The following is a 16,515-nucleotide window of genomic DNA, read 5'->3' as shown; positions in this document are numbered from 1 at the left end:
TCCGCCGCCGTCCATGGCTGCAACGGAGCTTTTACGTGACCTCCCGGTGACGGCGCGCGGGGTCCGGACCAGGGCTTCTCTGGTTGCGGCAGCCCGGACGGTGTTCGAGCGAGCGGGGTACCTCGACGCCCGGCTGACTGACATCACGAAGGAAGCGAACTGCTCCACGGGCACGTTCTACACGTACTTCGACAACAAAGAGCAGATCTTTGCCGCTGTCCTCGAAGTCGCGCAGGAAGACATGCTGCATCCCGGCATGGGTCGCGTCCGCGACGCGGACAACCCTTACGCTGTGCTCGAGTCGAGCAACCGCGCGTACCTGACGGCCTTCCAACGCAATGCCAAATTGATGGGTCTGCTCGAGCAGGTGGCACAGATCGATCCGGCCTTCGCGAAACTACGACGCGACCGCGGTGCAACCTTCATCACGCGCAATGCAAAAGCCATCGAGCGGTTGCAGACGGAAGGAAAGGCCGACACGTCGCTGGATCCGTTGTTGGCGTCGCGGGCACTCTCGTCGATGGTGAGTCGCTTCGCCTACAGCGTGTTCGTGTCTGAGGAACCGGGCTCAGACGGCAAGCCGGTGCCCTTCGAAGAAGTGGTCAAGACCGCTACCCAGATTTGGGCCAACGCGCTCCGATTGCAGCGGTAGCAGCGGCTCAGCGGGTTCCGCGCGCGAACTCCGCTTCGAGATTCTGGCGCAGAGTTTCCTCACTGTTGCGGACCGCGTTCTCGATGAACGGACCCACTACGAGGCCCAGCGCTTTGCCGGCTAGACCGTCGGGCAGCTTGTAGGCAAAATCGACCGCCAACTCGGTTTTGGTGTCGTCTACCCGCGTGAATTCCCAGGTAGACGAATTGGCGACATCTCCCAGTGATGAGAGTGTGATGATGCGGTCTTTCTCCCACTCGGTGATTTCGAGCTTCGAGCGCACGGTGCTCGGACCAATTTGGATTGCGGCGTCGAATGTTGCGCCCAGACCTTGATCGAACTCGCCGTCGGGGTAGAACTCGGAGACGCCGTACATCCAGTTCACGACATTCCGGTAGTCGTCTATGTAGGCAAACGCGACGTCAACGGGTACGGCGGCAACCGCGGAATGGCGAACGTGGATCATGACTGGTCCCTTGTTTATCGGTGGACATCGACTGTAACCAATGACGGTGACATGTTCGGTGTCGGCGCAAGTGGATCTACGGTAACGGTTATGACAAACGAGCCTGCTATGCCTGAATCCTGGCGACACTACGAAGACCTGGGTCTGTCCAAGCCTCTCGCTGCGGCACTGGAAGCGTTTGTCGAGCAGGGGTACCACGGGGCCTCGATTCGGGACATCGCAGCGCGAGCGGGGCTCTCGGTGCCAGGTCTGTACCACCACTATCCGTCGAAGCAGGCCTTGCTCGTCGGCTTGACCACGGTGGTGATGGGCGAGTTGCTCGAACGCAGTCGTGCCGCCGAGATCGAAGCCGGCCCAGATCCGTCGGACCGCTTCGACGCGGTGATCGAATCATTGTTGCGGTTCCACATGTTTCGACGGGAGCAGTCGTTCATCGCGTCTTCAGAGCTTCGGAGTATGGAACCGGAGGGGCGGGCAAGCTACATCGCTCAACGTGACGAACAGCAGAAGCAGGTCGACCGGATCATTCTCGACGGAGTTCGAGCGGGTGAATTCGACGCCGAGTATCCAGTGGACGCGAGTCGGGCCGTCGTGACGATGTGTGTGGCGGTGGCGCAGTGGTATCGGCCGGATGGTGAATTGTCGCCGGAGGAGTTGGTGGAGCGGTATTTGGGGATTGCGAGGTGCACGGTGGGGGCGAAGCGGGTGGGGAAGTAGCGGTGGGGGCGAAGCGGGTGGGGATGTAGCGCGGCGATCACCTGGAGTTCTTCAGCAATTCGAGGGCCGCGTCCCGGCCGACGCCGAAGGGGTCGGTGCCTATGCTGATCCCGTCTGCGACGAGGGCACCTTCGTGAAGCAGCATGAGGGACTCGACGAGGCGTTCGTCGGAGTGCCCTTCCGTCGCCAGGATTCGCCGAAAAAGGTCCATCATCTCCTGCTTCTGGTCGGCGATAACGGCGAACACCTGATGTGAGTGATCACTGAACTCGGCGTGCGCGTTGATCATGCTGCACCCCTTGCCTCCGCTCGCTTTGGACCAGGAAGCGGAAGCATCGAACACCGCACTCAACTGTTCGGCGCGAGTGTCTCCGGCTGATGCCAGCTTCTTGTCGCGAAAGGCTCGCCACTGCCGATCTCGGTCCTTCAGATATTCCACGACGAGACCGTCCTTCGAGCCGAACCGCTCGTACAGAGTCTTCTTCGTGACCCCGGCGTCCAGTGCGACGGTATCCACACCTACGGCGTGAATCCCCTGTTCGTAGAACAACTTCGACGCCGACTCCAGGATGCGACGCGCTTTCGGAGTCAACTCGGGTACGGATTCCTCTGCCATGGCCAAAAGTATACCGATCTGTATAGTCGAGGTATGAGTAAACAGATCGGTATACCTCGGATCGCGATCCCGAGATCTGCCGTGACGGCTACCTTGTCGGTCTTGTTCGTCGCGTGCTGGAGTTCGGGATTCATCGGAGCCAAACTCGGCGCGGGCAGCGCCGAGATTCCCACGGTGCTGATGTGGCGGTTCCTCCCGCTCGCCGCAGTACTCGTCCCGATTGTCTGGTTGTCCGCCCGGCGTCAGAACATGATGCCGACCCCGCGGACTCTCGGCAGGCAGGTGGTGATCGGGATGCTCTCCCAGAGCGGCTACCTGTTGTCTGTGTACTGGGCAGTCGATCTCGGCGTGAACACCGGAACAACTGCACTGATCGACGGTATTCAGCCGCTGGTGGCAGCCGCGCTGCTCGGCCCGGTCCTCGGTGTCGCAGTGCCGCGCACACAGTGGGTCGGGTTGGTGATCGGGCTGGGCGGCGTCGCGATGGTTACCGCCGCCGACGCGGGAGCCGGTACAGCGGCGCCGTGGTGGTCGTACGCGATCCCGTTCCTGGGGATGCTCTGCCTGGTCGCATCCACCTTCGTCGAACAACGTGCTCCCACGTCCACGCCGCCGCTGCAGGCGCTGGCTATCCACTGCTCAACCAGCGCAATAGTTTTCACGGCTCTAGCGGTCGCTTCGGGTAATGCCGTACCGCCGAGTGTCAACACATTCTGGATCGCATTGCTCTGGTTGATCGTGCTGTCCACCTTCGGCGGTTACGGGCTGTACTGGTTGTTGCTCCGTCGGGTCGGCATTACGTCCGTCAATACGTTGATGTTCTTGATCGCTCCCGTCATCGCGGTCTGGGGTGCGCTGATGTTCGGGGAATCCTTCACTCCGTTCACCGCGCTCGGCTTGGCGGTGGGCATCCTCGCCGTCGTTGTGGTCACCCGGGTAGGCAATCGCCCGAAGAGGCGGGACGAGGGCGAAGATGCCTGTCCGGTCAGGGCCCCGATCACGTCGCGCTGATGAAGCCCGATCGTGATGTGAACCGCTCGCGGAGCGCGGTGAGTTGCTCTGCGGTGAGCTTGAGTCCGTTGAGTGCGTAGTCCTCGACGGTGCCGAAGAGTGTGCCCATCTCGTCGAGGGCGGCGTCGAAGTAGCTGTCACGGACGCCGAGGAGGGGCCGGAGCAGTTCGGCGTCGACGCCTTTGCTTGCGGCGAAGTCGAGTATCGGTGCCGTCATGGGTGCCAGGTCGGTGTTCGTCTGCAGGTAGTCGGCGCGTACATCGGCTTCGTCGGCGCCGAGTAGGAGCAGGAAGGAGGTTGCGGCCCATCCGGTGCGATCCTTGCCGGTGGTGCAGTGGAAAAGTGCTGCCCCAGTGCGTTTTTCGTCGATGAGGTCGAGGTAGAACGTGCGGTAGGCGTCGAGCGCGGATGGCAGGCTGACGAAGTTGCGGTTCGCTTCCTCCATCTGCGAGATCCCACGCCCGCCACTGATCGTCTCGGCGTACGCGGCCGGGTCCGTCATGAGTAGTCCGGTGGCTGCGGCGTTCTGGGCATTGTCGGCGAGTACGTCGAGCCAGACCGTCCGTGTCGAGTCGGGGAGATTGTCGAGTGCGCCGTCGCGCTCGGCGGCGGTCCTCAGGTCGTACACAGTCCGAATGTCCAAGCGGGCGACCGCGGCAACGTCGTCGCCGTCGAGTTTCGCGAGCGTCGCCGAACGGTAGAGCGCGCCCGGACGGACGGTGCCACCTGCAACGGCAATGCCGCCGAGGTCGCGGAAGTTCGGGGCGGTCTTCAGGAGAACGCGACGATCGAGCGGGTGAGTTGGCATGGCTGACTCCTTTGGGTTCGGGCGGTGACGGCCTAGCCCGCGGGATCGGGCGTGATTCCGCGACGGAGACTGCGAACCGTCAGATCCAACGCTTGCAGTCGGGTGCCTGCGCCACGGTTGACGTAGTCCATGGATGTGTAGAGCAGCGACCACAGCAGGTTCTGTACCCAGTCCGAACTCATGTCGGGATCGATGGAACCGTCGGAGTGTCCACGTTCGATGGCGTCGCTGACTCCGCTGTCGTTGGATGCGGATTCGGCAAAGGAATCTTCTTGATACACACCGGGTGTGAAGAACAGGACCGTCAGAAGGTCGGCCAGTTCGAAGTACTCGTGGCACAGGCGAACCAGTGCTTCGGCACCGGTGCCATCACCGAGTCTCGCCGCTGCGCCAGCTTTGTCGACGGCGTGGGTGGCCTCTGACGCGACAGCTTCGACCAGGTCTGACCGTTCGGGAAAGTAGCGGTGCAGGGTGGTCCGGCCGACTTTTGCGGCCGATGCGATTTCGCTGAGCGTCGCGGCGGGTTTGGACGCGAACACTGAAATGGCGGCATCGAGGATTGCCTTGCGAGTGCGCTCGCGGGTTGCGCTTTGTTCTGGTGCGCTGTGGATCGTTGTCACGAATTCGAAGCGTAGCCGTGTCCGGTTTCGGTATCCAGTCTTTCCGTATCGGAATTCCCTTGCCCTTTTTGGAACATTCGTGTTCCATAAATTCATGCTCGAATCTGACGTTCGCAAATCCACGCCGAAATGGAGCAATCTCCGCGTTCTCGCCGAGTTCGCTCGCCCACACCTGGCGTCGCTCCTGCTCGGGTTGGTCTTGGCCCTGTGTGGCTCAGCGGCGACGCTGGCGACGCCGATGGTCACCAAGTGGGTTCTCGATACGCTCGACACCGGCGCTTCGCTGCAAGGGCCGATCCTGACACTGGTCGTCCTTCTCGTGGTGGGCGCAGTGCTCGGCTGCGCTCAATGGATCGTGCTCGGCACTGCCGCCGAGAAGGTCGTGTTCGACGCCAGGTCCTCGCTGGTCCGGCGGTTCCTGGCCGCGACCGTGCCCTCGTTGCAATCGCGGTCGGTGGGAGAGTTGGTCACCCGAGTCACGTCGGACACCTTGCTGTTGCGCGAGGCCGCGTCGTCAGCCGCGGTGAACATTCTCAATGCGGCCGCCCTGACGATCGGAACGATTGTCCTGATGGGTGTTCTCGATCTGCCGTTGCTGGGCGTGACCATGGTGGCAATCGTGTTCGCCTCCATCCTCTTTGCCGTTCTGATGCCCCGGATTTCCGCAGCGGAGGCCAGAACCCAGGAATCGCTCGGCAAGCTCGGTGGAGTTCTCGAAGGTGGTTTGCGAGCAATCCGGACGGTCAAGGTGTCACTCGCGGAGGACCGAGTCGGCGCTCTCGTGACGAACAATGCGGCCGATGCAAAAAAGCATGCAGTCACAGCGGTTCGAGTATCCGCGACCGCATGGACTGTCGCGTGGACCGCCATTCAAGGGTCGATCATTGCCATCTTGGGGTTCGGTGCCTGGCGCGTCGCCGACGGTGAAATGGCAGTCTCCACACTCATCGCTTTTCTGCTCTACGCCTTCACACTGATGGGTCCGGTCTCGGAGCTTGCGCAGAACGTCACCTCTGTTCAGTCGGGAATCGCGGCAGCCATCAGGATTCGAGAGATGCAGTCGATGCCTACGGAGACGCATGACGTCGCCTTGGGAGTTGTCCAGAAAACCGACCCGGTCGCGCCGTTGATCGAATTGCGCAACGTCACGGTCAGCTACCACGGGTCGACCGAGCCCGCGCTGAGCGACGTCTCGCTGGTCATCCCGCAGCGGGGACATATGGCGATCGTCGGACCGTCGGGTGCAGGAAAGACCACGTTGCTCTCGACCGTGCTGCGATTTGTCGAACCAGGAGCCGGTGAGGTTCTTCTGCGCGGAGTCGGATACAACGCGCTCGATCACCGAGCAGTGCGCGAAAGCCTGGCGTATGTCGAGCAGGAGACGCCGGTGGTGCCGGGAACGATCCGAGAGAACGTGGTCTTCAGTCATCCCGACGCGACCGATGACGAGGTGCAGGCAGTACTACGTCTGCTCCGGCTCGACGACGCGATCGAGGCCCTGCCGAACGGACTCGACACCGCTCTGACCGCCACGTCGCTGTCCGGCGGCCAACGTCAGCGGATCGCGATGGCACGTGCAGTTCTGCGGCCGAGTGCGTTGCTCCTGCTCGACGAAGCCACTGCCCAGGTCGACACGCTCACCGAGGCTGCGATAGTCGATGCGATCAACGAGCGTGCGCGCACCGGGGCTGTGGTGACGATCGCTCATCGACTCTCGACCGTGCGCGACGCCGACTGGATCGTGGTCATGGAAGCCGGCCGGATTCGCAACATCGGCAACCACGACGAGCTCATGAACAAGGACGACCTGTACCGGGACATGGTGGTTGCCGGTCGCCTTGATCATTCGGAGGCATTGCTCGAAGATTGTTGACCCGGTGAGTCGGCATGTGCGAGAGTGCTGGTACCGAACGATCGCTCGGTCGGTCTTACTTGGAGGTGGATGGTGGCAATCGATCTGACGTATGCGCCGGAGGTGACCGCGCTGATCGAGAAGACGCGCGCCTTCACTCGGGATGTCGTTCTCCCGATCGAGGACAAGCATGGCGGCGACATTGCCGTTGCAGGCGGCGACGCAACTCGTATCGAGATGCAGACCGCGGCAAAGGCTGCAGGCGTCTTCGCTCCCCATGCGCCGATCGAATACGGCGGGCACGGGCTCAACATGAGTGATCGTGCGCCGGTATTCGAGGAGGCCGGCTACTCACTGTTCGGTCCGACCGCACTGAACATCGCTGCCCCGGACGAGGGCAACGTCCATATGCTGGCCCACGTGGCAAACGCGGCGCAGAAGGAACAGTTCCTCGCGCCGCTCGCCCGCGGCGACCAGCGTTCGGCTTTTGCGATGACAGAACCAGCGCCCGGTGCCGGATCCGATCCGTCGGCCCTTAACACCCGCGCCGAGAAGGCCCCGGGCGGCTGGAAGATCAACGGCAAGAAGTGGTTCATCACCGGCGCTGACGGCGCAGGCTTCTTCATCATCATGGCGCGCACGTCGGGTGAACCCGGCCAACGTGGCGGTGCCACAATGTTTCTCGCGCCGGCAGAGTCCCCGGGATTGATCGTCGGTCGTCATATCGGAACCCTCGACAAGTCCATGATCGGTGGCCACTGCGAGGTCACTTTCGAAGATCTCTTTGTCCCCGACGAGGCTGTTCTGGGCGAGGTCGACCAGGGCTTCGCCTACGCACAGGTGCGTCTCGGCCCCGCCCGCATGACACACGTGATGCGGTGGCTGGGCGCCGCGCGTCGGGGGCACGACATCGCCGTGGCCCGGGTGGCGGAGCGTGAAGGATTCGGTTCCAAGCTCGGTGACCTCGGGATGATCCAGAAGATGATCGCGGACAACGAAATCGACATCGCGGCCACTCGCGCGCTGCTGGTTCAAGCGTGCTGGGAGCTGGATCAGGGTGGACATGCAAGCAACTCCACGTCGATCGCAAAAACGTATGCAGCGGAGGCGATCTTCCGTATCGTCGATCGGTCCATCCAGATGTGCGGTGGTATCGGTGTGTCCGACGACTTGCCTCTCGCGCGCCTGTCCCGCGAGGTCCGCCCGTTCCGCGTGTACGACGGACCGTCCGAGGTTCATCGGTGGGCAATCGCGAAGCGAGTTGTGGGCGCGGCACGTCGAGCTGCTCGAGACGGTGCGCGATGACTGAGTTTCCCGGTCTCGACCTGGTTGCCCTGCGGAAGTACCTGCTCGACTCGGACGTCGCGGTCAGCGGAGATCTCCGTGCGAAACTGATCTCCGGCGGCAAGTCCAACCTCACCTACGGGATCTACGACGACGCATCGAGTTGGATTGTGCGCCGCCCTCCGACTGCGGGATTGACGCCGTCGGCGCATGATGTGGCGCGGGAATTCCGCATCACGTCGGCACTGCAGAACACTGCGGTGCCGGTGGCTCCCACCGTCGCCCTGTGTGAGGACTCGTCGGTGATGGGTGCGACGTTCACGGTCGTCGAGTTCATCGAAGGTCAGGTGATCCGGACGAAGTCGGAACTGGATGCTCTTCCGGCAGAACAGGTCACGGCCTGCGTCGATGAATTGGTGCGTGTTCTTGCGGCGCTGCACGATGTCGACTACAAGGCCGTCGGCCTCGGAGAATTGGGGCGTCCCGACGGGTACGTCGCGCGGCAGGTGAAATTGTGGGCCGGTCAGTGGTCGCGGGTGAAGGTCGAGGATTCCGCGGACGTCGACCGCTTGGCTTCTGCGCTCTCAGAGCTGATTCCGGAGAATTCCGAGTCGTCGATCGTCCACGGTGACTACCGGATCGACAACACGATCCTCGCTGCAGACGATGTCACGAAGGTCGCGGCAGTAGTGGACTGGGAATTATCCACTCTCGGTGACCCTTTGGCCGATATCGCCATGATGTGCGTGTATCGCCATTCCGCGTTGGACCTGGTTCTCGGGGAGCCGGCAGCCTGGACCAGTTCGTCACTGCCGTCTGTTGTCGATCTGGCCCAAAGCTATTCGCGCGTCTCGGGTCGGGATCTCGGCAACTGGAACTTCTACATGGCACTCGGATTCTTCAAGCTGGCCGTTGTCGCCCAGGGGATCGATCATCGTTTCCGGGCCGGCGCGACAGTCGGTGGTGGTTTCGAGAGTGCGGGAACGGCTGTACCCGAACTGATCTCGGCGGGGCTGAACGCATTGAACGGGAAGTTCGCGTGAGTGCGTCGGCGCTCGTCACCGGCGCGTCCAAAGGCATCGGGCTGGGCATTGCGACGCGTCTCGCGACGCTCGGATACGGATTGACCATCACGGCGCGAGACAGTGAGAAACTCGACGCAGTTGCCGAGGAACTGCGCCGCGCCGGTTCGCCCGACGTTCTGGTGTTGGCCGGTGATATGGCGGACGAGAAATTTTCGGCGGAATTGGTTGCCGCCCACGGTGATCGATTCGGTTCGATGCGTGCACTCATTCTCAACGCTGGTGTGGGAACCAGTGGGCGGATCGCGGACTACCCCATGAAGCGCTTCGACAAGACGCTCGCAGTGAATCTGCGGACGCCGTTGGCGCTGCTTCAGGCGTCGTTGCCGTTCCTGCGCCTGGCAGCGGATGCACATCCGAGTGGCGGAGCAAAGGTTGTTGCGCTGGCATCGATTGCCGGCGTGTACGCCGAAAGCGGCTTGGGTGTTTACGGTGCGACCAAAGCAGCGTTGATTTCGATGATCGAGGCGCTCAACGCCGAAGAATCGGGAAACGGCATCAGCGGCACGGCAATTGCTCCGGGATACGTCGACACCGACATGTCGGCGTGGACGCACGATCGGATTACGCCGGAATCGATGATCAAAGTCGACGACATCGTCGAACTGGTCGACGGGTTGCTACGTTTGTCCGCCAGGGCAGTGGTCCCCAAGATCGTGATGACCCGAGCCGGTACCGAAGGCTACGGGGCCTGATCAACCCGGCCGATTCTCGCCACGCTTGCGGAAGAAGTGGAACCCGGGAACACCGACGATCGCCTGTTTCAGGTCTTTCACGACCCCCAGGAGTTCGTGGACTTCGGGGGAGACCGAGTCCAAGGTGGCGAGAATCGGCAGGACGGCAGTGACCCGCTCGGTGAGTTCCGGGAGCTTGTCGATCAGCGTGATGGCGGCAGTGACTTCGGATTCGCTGAGATCATCCGCAAACCTGGCAGCTAACGGAGCCAGTTGAACTGCGATGGGTTCGTACAGTTCGAGAAGTTGCTGTGCGATGTCAGATGTTTGCTCGACGGCTTCGATCAACGTCTCGGCGCGAACAGTGACGGAAGCTGCGCCGACTACGACGCGGTCTGCGTTCTCGGCTATCTGGCTGATTCGCGCAACCAGTCTCTCGACGCTCACCAACAGCGCCTCGAGGCGGGCAGGGAGCGTGAGCGCGAAAACGACCGTAGACAGCGACCAGTGCACCACATCGCTGACGGAGTGGACCAGGCTGGAACGTCCCGGCAAAACTAGAGCCATCACTCGATACTGCCTGATAATGGTCGGAAGTGCAGGCATTTCTCACATTCCTGTGAGTCGGGGCGTCTTCGAGATATGAGTAGCTCAGGCGCTGGCGTTCCCACATCGTGGCCGTCGCTACTCGATACCTGGAAGGATCGAGACATGGCGGATAACCGTACCCACACAGTGATCGAGTCGCCGATCGGGCCGTTGACACTGGTCGCGACGGCAAACGGCTTGTGCGGTCTCTACATGGCAGAGCATCGTCACAAGCCGAACGAGTCGACCTTCGGGGAGAGTTCACCCGCGAATTTCGGTGCTGTCCGGGAACAGTTGGACGAGTATTTTTCCGGAGAGCGAACCGAGTTCTCGTTGCCGTTGGATCCGTCGGGCACGGAGTTTCAGCAACGAGTGTGGGATGCGCTGCGGACAATTCCCTACGGGCAGACGTGGTCCTATATGGACCTCGCGCAAACGCTTGGCAACCCTCTGGCGATTCGTGCTGTCGCGGCGGCAAACGGTAAGAATCCGATCAGCATCATCGTGCCGTGCCATCGCGTGGTCGGTAGTGACGGGAGCCTGACGGGCTTTGCGGGCGGTCTCGACCGCAAGCGCTTTCTGCTCGAGCAGGAGTCCGGTGGAATCTCGGACGTGCTGTTCTGATGGAACGAACTCACATATCTCGTGATGCGAGCGTTTACCGATCGTGGCACTGAAACCATTCGAGAACGTCGTCACAGAGCACGGAGCGGTGGTGCTTCGGGTGTGCCGCGCTGTGGTCGGTCCGGTCGACGCGGAGGACGCGTGGTCCGAGACCTTCCTGGCGGCAATGCGTGCCTATCCGGACCTGGATCCCGGCGCGAATGTCGAGGCATGGCTCGTGACCATTGCGCACCGCAAAGCCATCGACATCGTGCGAGTACGAGGGCGCGTCGCGGTTCCTACCGACGACCTTCCGGAATTGCCGACGCGTATCGGCCTTCCGGGAACCTGGAATCACGAACTCTGGGATGCACTCGAACAACTGCCGTTCAAGCAGCGAGCGTCGGTGGCGTACCACTTCCTGGGCGGGCTGCCGTACGCGGAGATCGCCGAGATTCTGGGCAGTACTCCGTCCGCCGCGAGGAAGGCCGGCTCCGACGGTATTGCGTCCCTGCGAAAAACATACTTAACCAACACCGTTCCGGAAGGGAGCCGATCATGACTACCGAAGCTGATGTGTTCGGCGCACTCCCCGCGTCCGACCCGGAAGCGCTGGCGCGACTGCACTCACGGCTGGCTGATGCCGCTGCGGCGGCGCAGTTGATCGATGTTGCCTATCGGGTCGTTGATTCGCCGATCGGGAAATTGCTCCTCGCTGCAACGGACGTCGGATTGGTGCGGGTGGCGTTTGCCGTCGAGGGGCACGACGTCGTGCTTGGACGGCTGGCCGATACTGTCAGTCCGCGTGTCCTGCATCATCCGCGCAGGCTCGACGCCGTTGCCCGGGAGCTGGACGAGTACTTTGCCGGCGCCCGAAGGGAATTCGACCTGGATTTGGATTTCCAGCTGGCAAAGGGATTTCGGCGTGAAGTGCTGCGCCACCTTCCGGAGATCGAATACGGCCACACCGCAAGCTATTCGACGGTCGCCGCGGCGTCGGGTAGCCCGCGTGCAGTGCGGGCGGTGGGCACGGCGTGTGCGAAGAATCCATTGCCGTTGGTGGTGCCATGTCACAGAGTTGTCCGAAGTGACGGAAGCCTGGGCCAGTACGCGGGCGGCACGGAGCTCAAGGCCGTACTGCTGGACCTGGAATCGCGGCAATGAACAAGGCTGCGACGCTGACTCTTCCGTTCATGCCGCCGTATGCGACGGAGCCGTTGATCGGCGCGTTGAAGGCCCATGCGGTAGCCGGATTGGAACGTCACGACGACGGGGTTCATGTGCGCGTCGTGCCGTTGCCGACCGGTCCCGTGATCGTGTCGGTGTCATGGCACGACGATTGTGTGTCGGTGAGCGCGGACAGGGACACGGACGCCGCTCAGCTCGAGTCGGTTGTACGGCGGTGGCTCGATCTCGACGGCGATCATCGTGTGTGGGAGGCGGTGCTGGCGTCGGACAAGACGCTGGCTCCGCTGATCTCGGCCCGGCCAGGTTTACGTGTGCTCGGTAGCGTCGACGGTTTCGAGACTGCGGTGCTGACTGTTCTGGGGCAGCAGGTTTCGCTGGGGGCGGCGCGAACATTTGGTGGACGGTTTGTCGGAGAGTTCGGACTGCCCGTGAATCACGAGTTCTCGGCCTTCCCATTGGCGGAGTCTGTAGCGGCCAGTTCCCCGGACGCGATACAGAAAGCTGTCGGATTGACCAGTGCGCGTGCACGAACGGTGCACGCCTTGGCGATTGCCGCTGCCGAGTATCTTGATCTCGGCTGGGATGCCGACCCAGTGCGATTTCGTGCTGATCTTCTAGCTCTGCCAGGAATCGGGCCGTGGACTGCCGACTATCTCACCGTGAGGATCCTCGGAGATCGGGACGCGTTTGTGCCGGATGATCTGGTTCTCAAACGCGCGTTGGGTGTGTCGTCCGGCAAGGAAGCTGCGGCATTGTCGGAGCAATGGCGACCGTGGCGCGCTTACGCGTTGTTTCATCTGTGGACGAAAGAAGCTTTTCTCTAGTCAGTCTTTCGAGGTCGCCAGGCTAGATGGCCACCAGATTTTCTTGCCGATGTCATGGGACAGAGCGGGAACCAGGACGCTGCGCACGATGATCGTGTCCAACAGCACGCCGAACGCAACGGCAAAACCGATCTCGGCCAGGAAGACCAGTGGAAGAATTCCCAGGACGGCAAACGTTGCCGCCAACACGATCCCGGCCGAGGTGATGACGCCGCCGGTGACGGCAAGTCCGCGCAATACACCTGCGCGAGTGCCGAATTCACCGGTTTCCTCGCGAACACGGGTCATCAGGAAGATGTTGTAGTCGATGCCCAGCGCTACGAGGAAGACAAACGCGTAGAGCGGGAACGACTGGTCTGCGCCTGCAAAACCAAAGACGTGAGTGAAGAAGAAGCCGCTGACGCCCAAGGTGGCTGCAAACGAAAGGACCACCGTTGCAATCAGAATTACGGGAATGACCAGCGCGCGAAGCAGTAGCGCAAGAACAACGAAGATAACCGCAAGCACGATGGGGATGATGAGATTGCGGTCGCGCACCGACGCTGCTTGAACGTCGAGTGTGGTTGCGGTGCTGCCGCCCACAAGAGCGTCGGCGCCTGGAACTGCGTGTACAGCGGTCCGGAGACGCTTGATCGTCTCGAGTGCCTGTGGCGAGTCGTATGAATCGACAAGCATCGCGTTGATCATGGTTCGACCGTTGATCGGCGGGGCAGTGAAGCCAGGTGGGGCACAGCCGGCGGCCGCTGCCTGGGCGACGGCCGCTGGATTGGTCTTGATCAATTCGCTGACCTTCGCCACGTCGACTTGCGTGCACACGGACCCGGCGTCCTGGGATATACCCTCGACAGCGCTTGCCGCCTTGATGACCGCGTCGGACTGATCCGCATTCGCAGTGATGACGGCCGGTGCACCGGCTCCCGGGTCGAACGCGGAATCGTAGAGTTCTTGCCCGACAACAGCGTCCGGAGTGTTGGTGAAGTTCTGGGCCGCGGTCAGCCCATCGGTTTTCAGGCTTCCGATTCCGGCCGCGAACAACACGATGAGCAGGATCGATGCGCCGATCCACAACGAGCGATCCCTGTTGCCGACAGTTGTCGCGATCTTGCCCCACATGCCGTGCGTCGCAAGATCTGCGGCGTGATCGACGCGTGGAGTTCGGGGCCAGAACACCCAGCGGCCGACCACCGCCAGTGCGACGGGCATGAACGTCATCATCACCAGATACGTGCAGGCAATCCCGATCGCGGCCACCGGGCCGAGGCTCTTGTTGGAGTTCAACTGCGAGAAGGTCAGGCAGAGCAGTCCGAGAACGACAGTGACAGCCGATGCTGTGATCGCGGGCGCTGATTCACGCCACGCTCGTATCATCGCGTCGAATCGATTGGGGTAGCTGTGAAGTTCTTCGCGGTAACGCGAAATGAGCAGCAGCGCATAGTCGGTGCCCGCACCGATCACGAGTACGAACAAGATTCCTTGAGATTGACCGGTCAAGGTCAGGATCTCGGCCTTCGCGAGGAAGTAGATCACCATCGACGACAAGCCGATTGCCAGGAGCGCCGAGAACAGCGGGAAGAACCACAGCACCGGCGATCTGTAGACCACTAGAAGAATCAGGATGACAACGAGTAAGGCGGCGCCGAGGAGCGCACTGTCCAAGCCGGCAAAAGCGTCGATGAAGGCCACCAGGAGCCCGCCAGGACCTGCCGGTAGGACTTCCATGTCGCCGGCAGCCTGCTCGGCCGCGTCGAGGACTTTCTGTTCGGTTGCCGCGAGGTCCTCACCGGACACCGCGGCGCCGTCGTCCTTGGCGATCAGCGGAACGAAAATGGATGCAATGGTGCCGTCGGCGGAGAATTGAGTTGGCTGCATCCCGTCGGCATCGACGCCGGGTACTCGGGAAATGGCTTGGCGTGCAGATTCGACAGCAGCTTTGTCCGCATCGGTCAGCGCGGAATCCCGATGGAATACGACAAAACCAGGAATGGTCTCCACCGGAAGGAATTTCGCGGATTCATTTGCGACGACGGTGGACTCCGCAGAACTCGGAAGATACGACGAGTTGTCGTTCTTCTGAACCTCTGCGAGTTTGCTCTGGAACGAACCGCCGAAACCGCCCGCGACAAAGGCGAAGATCGCCAATGCGATCACCGTGAAGATCGGCAGGCGAAAGGCTCTGATCGCTCTGCCGTCGTTCTTTTCCGCGTCAGTGGAATCCAGTTTGGTCATCGTTCTCCTGGGGGCGCATGAGGCCGTCACCGATAAAACAACATTTTCAGTAGAACACGCGAGCAAGCCGGGTGGAACTACCGCAATTGGGGTACCCGCTGATGCGAGGAACACAACTTTCACGCGCAGGAGGTACAGCGACCCGATTGTCGAAGCCGATATGAGTCACCACTTCTACCGATCGGTTGGAGAGATTTATGTCAACCACCGAAATGCTCGAACTCGAGCGCACCATCGACCATCTCCGTCACTGTGTCGGTTCGCTGCGGTCCTTGTACGGTGACGTACCGCAGGTCCGCCGGTTGGTCAATGATCTGGAGCGGCTCGAGATCGACTCCGGCGATCTGGACGCATCGCCGCCGCACCTGACCCATCACGAACAGGCTGAACGAATCCCCGTGCCCGACACACCGTACGACGCGTCGATGTGGCAGGGCGCCGATGACGAGGGTATCGGCGGCCACCCGACCGAGCACGACGGATGAGTGCACCACCGATCGATTCGAGTGGGGTCGGTGCTTCTTCGCGTGCTCGCATTGCGGCACGCACGCTGAGAACGGACCGGTGGTGGCGAGCGCCGCTACTGACCGTACTGGGATTGTCCGTCTTCCTGGTCTACGCGACGATCCGGTCGTTCGTCCGCAGCGCGTACTGGGTCGCGGACTATCACTACCTGACACCGTTCTACTCTCCGTGCCTGAGCGACTCGTGTGCGCCGGGTTCCAGCGATTTCGGCACACCGATCGGTGAATTGCCGATGTGGATTCCGCTCGGGTTCCTGGTGCTGCCGTTCCTTCTGGGATTCCGGCTGACCTGCTACTACTACCGCAAGGCCTATTACCGGTCTGTGTGGCTGTCGCCGCCTGCCTGTGCGGTCGCAGAACCACATCGCGCGTACTCGGGTGAAACACGACTTCCGCTGATCATCCAGAACTCGCATCGGTACTTCTTCTATGTCGCGGTTGTTGTGTCGATCATCAATACCTACGACGCGATTCGGGCTTTCCACGGAGCAGACGGTGGCTTCGGGATGGGTCTCGGCACGCTGATCCTCGTCGGCAACGTGTGCTTGCTGTGGGCCTACACGGTGTCGTGCCATTCGTGTCGTCACGTCACGGGTGGACGGCTCACCCATTTTTCGAAACATCCGATCCGCTACTGGTTGTGGACGCAGGTGAGCAAACTCAACACGCGGCACATGCAGCTGGCGTGGACCACGCTCGGCACGCTCATGATCACCGATTTCTACATCATGCTCGTGGCCAGCGGCACGATCGACGACCTACGTCTGATCAATTGACCAC

19 protein-coding genes are annotated in these 16,515 nt (G+C 61.8%); 13 read left to right on the top strand and 6 right to left on the bottom strand.

Going from position 1 to position 16,515, the window contains the following annotated elements:
• The first annotated feature begins 13 nt into the window (after nucleotides 1-13).
• Complete coding sequence (locus tag CJ178_RS17730) at nucleotides 14-652, top strand: TetR/AcrR family transcriptional regulator (RefSeq protein ID WP_095887255.1); 639 nt, start codon at nucleotides 14-16, stop codon at nucleotides 650-652.
• A gap of 7 nt (nucleotides 653-659) precedes the next feature.
• On the opposite strand, the gene CJ178_RS17725 is transcribed toward CJ178_RS17730, so the two are convergent.
• Nucleotides 660-1,118, bottom strand: a complete 459-nt coding sequence (locus tag CJ178_RS17725; RefSeq protein ID WP_033233420.1) for an SRPBCC family protein — start codon at nucleotides 1,116-1,118, stop codon at nucleotides 660-662.
• 90 nt (nucleotides 1,119-1,208) lie between these two features.
• Between CJ178_RS17725 and CJ178_RS17720 the strand changes: the two genes are divergently transcribed.
• Nucleotides 1,209-1,835, top strand: a complete 627-nt coding sequence (locus CJ178_RS17720) for a TetR/AcrR family transcriptional regulator (protein WP_095888028.1) — start codon at nucleotides 1,209-1,211, stop codon at nucleotides 1,833-1,835.
• Nucleotides 1,836-1,872: 37 nt separating this feature from the next.
• On the opposite strand, the gene CJ178_RS17715 is transcribed toward CJ178_RS17720, so the two are convergent.
• Nucleotides 1,873-2,451, bottom strand: a complete 579-nt coding sequence (locus tag CJ178_RS17715) for a TetR/AcrR family transcriptional regulator (RefSeq protein WP_095887254.1) — start codon at nucleotides 2,449-2,451, stop codon at nucleotides 1,873-1,875.
• Nucleotides 2,452-2,484: 33 nt separating this feature from the next.
• Here CJ178_RS17715 and CJ178_RS17710 point away from each other — a divergent pair, with 33 nt between their 5' ends.
• On the top strand, nucleotides 2,485-3,462 hold the full coding sequence (locus tag CJ178_RS17710) for a DMT family transporter (RefSeq protein WP_257013248.1): 978 nt from the start codon (nucleotides 2,485-2,487) through the stop codon (nucleotides 3,460-3,462).
• On the opposite strand, the gene CJ178_RS17705 is transcribed toward CJ178_RS17710, so the two are convergent.
• Together CJ178_RS17705 and CJ178_RS17700 are read right to left on the bottom strand one after the other, a co-directional pair.
• The gene (locus tag CJ178_RS17705) at nucleotides 3,449-4,270 is read right to left on the bottom strand and encodes a tyrosine-protein phosphatase (protein WP_095887253.1); all 822 of its coding nucleotides are present in this window, start codon (nucleotides 4,268-4,270) and stop codon (nucleotides 3,449-3,451) included. The two genes, CJ178_RS17710 and CJ178_RS17705, sit on opposite strands and share 14 nt — an antisense overlap.
• A gap of 32 nt (nucleotides 4,271-4,302) precedes the next feature.
• Nucleotides 4,303-4,890, bottom strand: coding sequence for a TetR/AcrR family transcriptional regulator (locus CJ178_RS17700; protein WP_033233415.1), 588 nt, complete (start codon nucleotides 4,888-4,890; stop codon nucleotides 4,303-4,305).
• 94 nt (nucleotides 4,891-4,984) lie between these two features.
• On the opposite strand from CJ178_RS17700, the gene CJ178_RS17695 reads away from it, so the two are divergent.
• The 4 genes from CJ178_RS17695 to CJ178_RS17680 all read left to right on the top strand — a co-directional run bounded on the left by CJ178_RS17695 (nucleotide 4,985) and on the right by CJ178_RS17680 (nucleotide 9,803).
• On the top strand, nucleotides 4,985-6,763 hold the full coding sequence (locus CJ178_RS17695; protein WP_051730404.1) for an ABC transporter ATP-binding protein: 1,779 nt from the start codon (nucleotides 4,985-4,987) through the stop codon (nucleotides 6,761-6,763).
• A gap of 72 nt (nucleotides 6,764-6,835) precedes the next feature.
• Complete coding sequence (locus CJ178_RS17690) at nucleotides 6,836-8,047, top strand: acyl-CoA dehydrogenase family protein (RefSeq protein WP_095888026.1); 1,212 nt, start codon at nucleotides 6,836-6,838, stop codon at nucleotides 8,045-8,047.
• Nucleotides 8,044-9,069 carry a phosphotransferase family protein gene (locus CJ178_RS17685; RefSeq protein ID WP_092804230.1) on the top strand — a complete coding sequence of 342 codons (1,026 nt, stop codon included), beginning with the start codon at nucleotides 8,044-8,046 and terminating at the stop codon, nucleotides 9,067-9,069. The genes CJ178_RS17690 and CJ178_RS17685 overlap by 4 nt, the downstream gene beginning before the upstream one ends.
• A complete protein-coding gene (locus CJ178_RS17680; protein ID WP_045065085.1) occupies nucleotides 9,066-9,803 on the top strand; it encodes an SDR family NAD(P)-dependent oxidoreductase in 738 nt (245 codons plus the stop codon). Before CJ178_RS17685 ends, CJ178_RS17680 begins: the two co-directional genes overlap by 4 nt.
• On the opposite strand, the gene CJ178_RS17675 is transcribed toward CJ178_RS17680, so the two are convergent.
• Complete coding sequence (locus tag CJ178_RS17675; RefSeq protein WP_092804224.1) at nucleotides 9,804-10,349, bottom strand: ribulose-1,5-bisphosphate carboxylase/oxygenase large subunit; 546 nt, start codon at nucleotides 10,347-10,349, stop codon at nucleotides 9,804-9,806.
• A 144-nt stretch (nucleotides 10,350-10,493) separates the two neighbouring features.
• Here CJ178_RS17675 and CJ178_RS17670 point away from each other — a divergent pair, with 144 nt between their 5' ends.
• Genes CJ178_RS17670 through CJ178_RS17655 form a run of 4 tightly spaced genes read left to right on the top strand, consistent with a single transcriptional unit; the run spans nucleotide 10,494 to nucleotide 12,985 of the window.
• A complete protein-coding gene (locus tag CJ178_RS17670) occupies nucleotides 10,494-10,994 on the top strand; it encodes a methylated-DNA--[protein]-cysteine S-methyltransferase (RefSeq protein WP_045065083.1) in 501 nt (166 codons plus the stop codon).
• Nucleotides 10,995-11,037: 43 nt separating this feature from the next.
• Complete coding sequence (locus CJ178_RS17665) at nucleotides 11,038-11,535, top strand: RNA polymerase sigma factor (RefSeq protein WP_095887252.1); 498 nt, start codon at nucleotides 11,038-11,040, stop codon at nucleotides 11,533-11,535.
• Nucleotides 11,532-12,137 (top strand): methylated-DNA--[protein]-cysteine S-methyltransferase, encoded by a 606-nt coding sequence (locus CJ178_RS17660; RefSeq protein ID WP_095887251.1) that lies wholly within the window; start codon nucleotides 11,532-11,534, stop codon nucleotides 12,135-12,137. The genes CJ178_RS17665 and CJ178_RS17660 overlap by 4 nt, the downstream gene beginning before the upstream one ends.
• On the top strand, nucleotides 12,134-12,985 hold the full coding sequence (locus tag CJ178_RS17655; protein ID WP_095887250.1) for a DNA-3-methyladenine glycosylase family protein: 852 nt from the start codon (nucleotides 12,134-12,136) through the stop codon (nucleotides 12,983-12,985). Before CJ178_RS17660 ends, CJ178_RS17655 begins: the two co-directional genes overlap by 4 nt.
• On the opposite strand, the gene CJ178_RS17650 is transcribed toward CJ178_RS17655, so the two are convergent.
• A complete protein-coding gene (locus tag CJ178_RS17650; RefSeq protein ID WP_095887249.1) occupies nucleotides 12,986-15,211 on the bottom strand; it encodes an MMPL family transporter in 2,226 nt (741 codons plus the stop codon). It abuts the gene before it with no gap.
• 197 nt (nucleotides 15,212-15,408) lie between these two features.
• Between CJ178_RS17650 and CJ178_RS17645 the strand changes: the two genes are divergently transcribed.
• Nucleotides 15,409-15,696, top strand: a complete 288-nt coding sequence (locus tag CJ178_RS17645) for a hypothetical protein (protein WP_033233405.1) — start codon at nucleotides 15,409-15,411, stop codon at nucleotides 15,694-15,696.
• Nucleotides 15,693-16,511 (top strand): hypothetical protein, encoded by an 819-nt coding sequence (locus CJ178_RS17640; protein ID WP_033233404.1) that lies wholly within the window; start codon nucleotides 15,693-15,695, stop codon nucleotides 16,509-16,511. The genes CJ178_RS17645 and CJ178_RS17640 overlap by 4 nt, the downstream gene beginning before the upstream one ends.
• Nucleotides 16,512-16,515: the final 4 nt, after the last annotated feature.

This window comes from Rhodococcus sp. ACPA4 (genome assembly GCF_002300185.1).
GTDB classification, from domain to species: Bacteria; Actinomycetota; Actinomycetes; order Mycobacteriales; family Mycobacteriaceae; genus Rhodococcus_F; species Rhodococcus_F globerula.
Note: the sequence above shows the minus strand (reverse complement) of the source record. Positions and strands in the feature narration are given on the sequence as shown.

Bases quoted from the DNA above. Each gene is read 5' to 3' on its own strand.
- CJ178_RS17730 (WP_095887255.1), top strand. From the start codon at position 14: ATGGCTGCAACGGAGCTTTTACGTGACCTCCCGGTGACGGCGCGCGGG.
- CJ178_RS17725 (WP_033233420.1), bottom strand. From the start codon at position 1,118: ATGATCCACGTTCGCCATTCCGCGGTTGCCGCCGTACCCGTTGACGTC.
- CJ178_RS17720 (WP_095888028.1), top strand. From the start codon at position 1,209: ATGACAAACGAGCCTGCTATGCCTGAATCCTGGCGACACTACGAAGAC.
- CJ178_RS17715 (WP_095887254.1), bottom strand. From the start codon at position 2,451: ATGGCAGAGGAATCCGTACCCGAGTTGACTCCGAAAGCGCGTCGCATC.
- CJ178_RS17710 (WP_257013248.1), top strand. From the start codon at position 2,485: ATGAGTAAACAGATCGGTATACCTCGGATCGCGATCCCGAGATCTGCC.
- CJ178_RS17705 (WP_095887253.1), bottom strand. From the start codon at position 4,270: ATGCCAACTCACCCGCTCGATCGTCGCGTTCTCCTGAAGACCGCCCCG.
- CJ178_RS17695 (WP_051730404.1), top strand. From the start codon at position 4,985: ATGCTCGAATCTGACGTTCGCAAATCCACGCCGAAATGGAGCAATCTC.
- CJ178_RS17685 (WP_092804230.1), top strand. From the start codon at position 8,044: ATGACTGAGTTTCCCGGTCTCGACCTGGTTGCCCTGCGGAAGTACCTG.
- CJ178_RS17675 (WP_092804224.1), bottom strand. From the start codon at position 10,349: ATGGCTCTAGTTTTGCCGGGACGTTCCAGCCTGGTCCACTCCGTCAGC.
- CJ178_RS17670 (WP_045065083.1), top strand. From the start codon at position 10,494: ATGGCGGATAACCGTACCCACACAGTGATCGAGTCGCCGATCGGGCCG.
- CJ178_RS17660 (WP_095887251.1), top strand. From the start codon at position 11,532: ATGACTACCGAAGCTGATGTGTTCGGCGCACTCCCCGCGTCCGACCCG.
- CJ178_RS17655 (WP_095887250.1), top strand. From the start codon at position 12,134: ATGAACAAGGCTGCGACGCTGACTCTTCCGTTCATGCCGCCGTATGCG.
- CJ178_RS17650 (WP_095887249.1), bottom strand. From the start codon at position 15,211: ATGACCAAACTGGATTCCACTGACGCGGAAAAGAACGACGGCAGAGCG.
- CJ178_RS17645 (WP_033233405.1), top strand. From the start codon at position 15,409: ATGTCAACCACCGAAATGCTCGAACTCGAGCGCACCATCGACCATCTC.
- CJ178_RS17640 (WP_033233404.1), top strand. From the start codon at position 15,693: ATGAGTGCACCACCGATCGATTCGAGTGGGGTCGGTGCTTCTTCGCGT.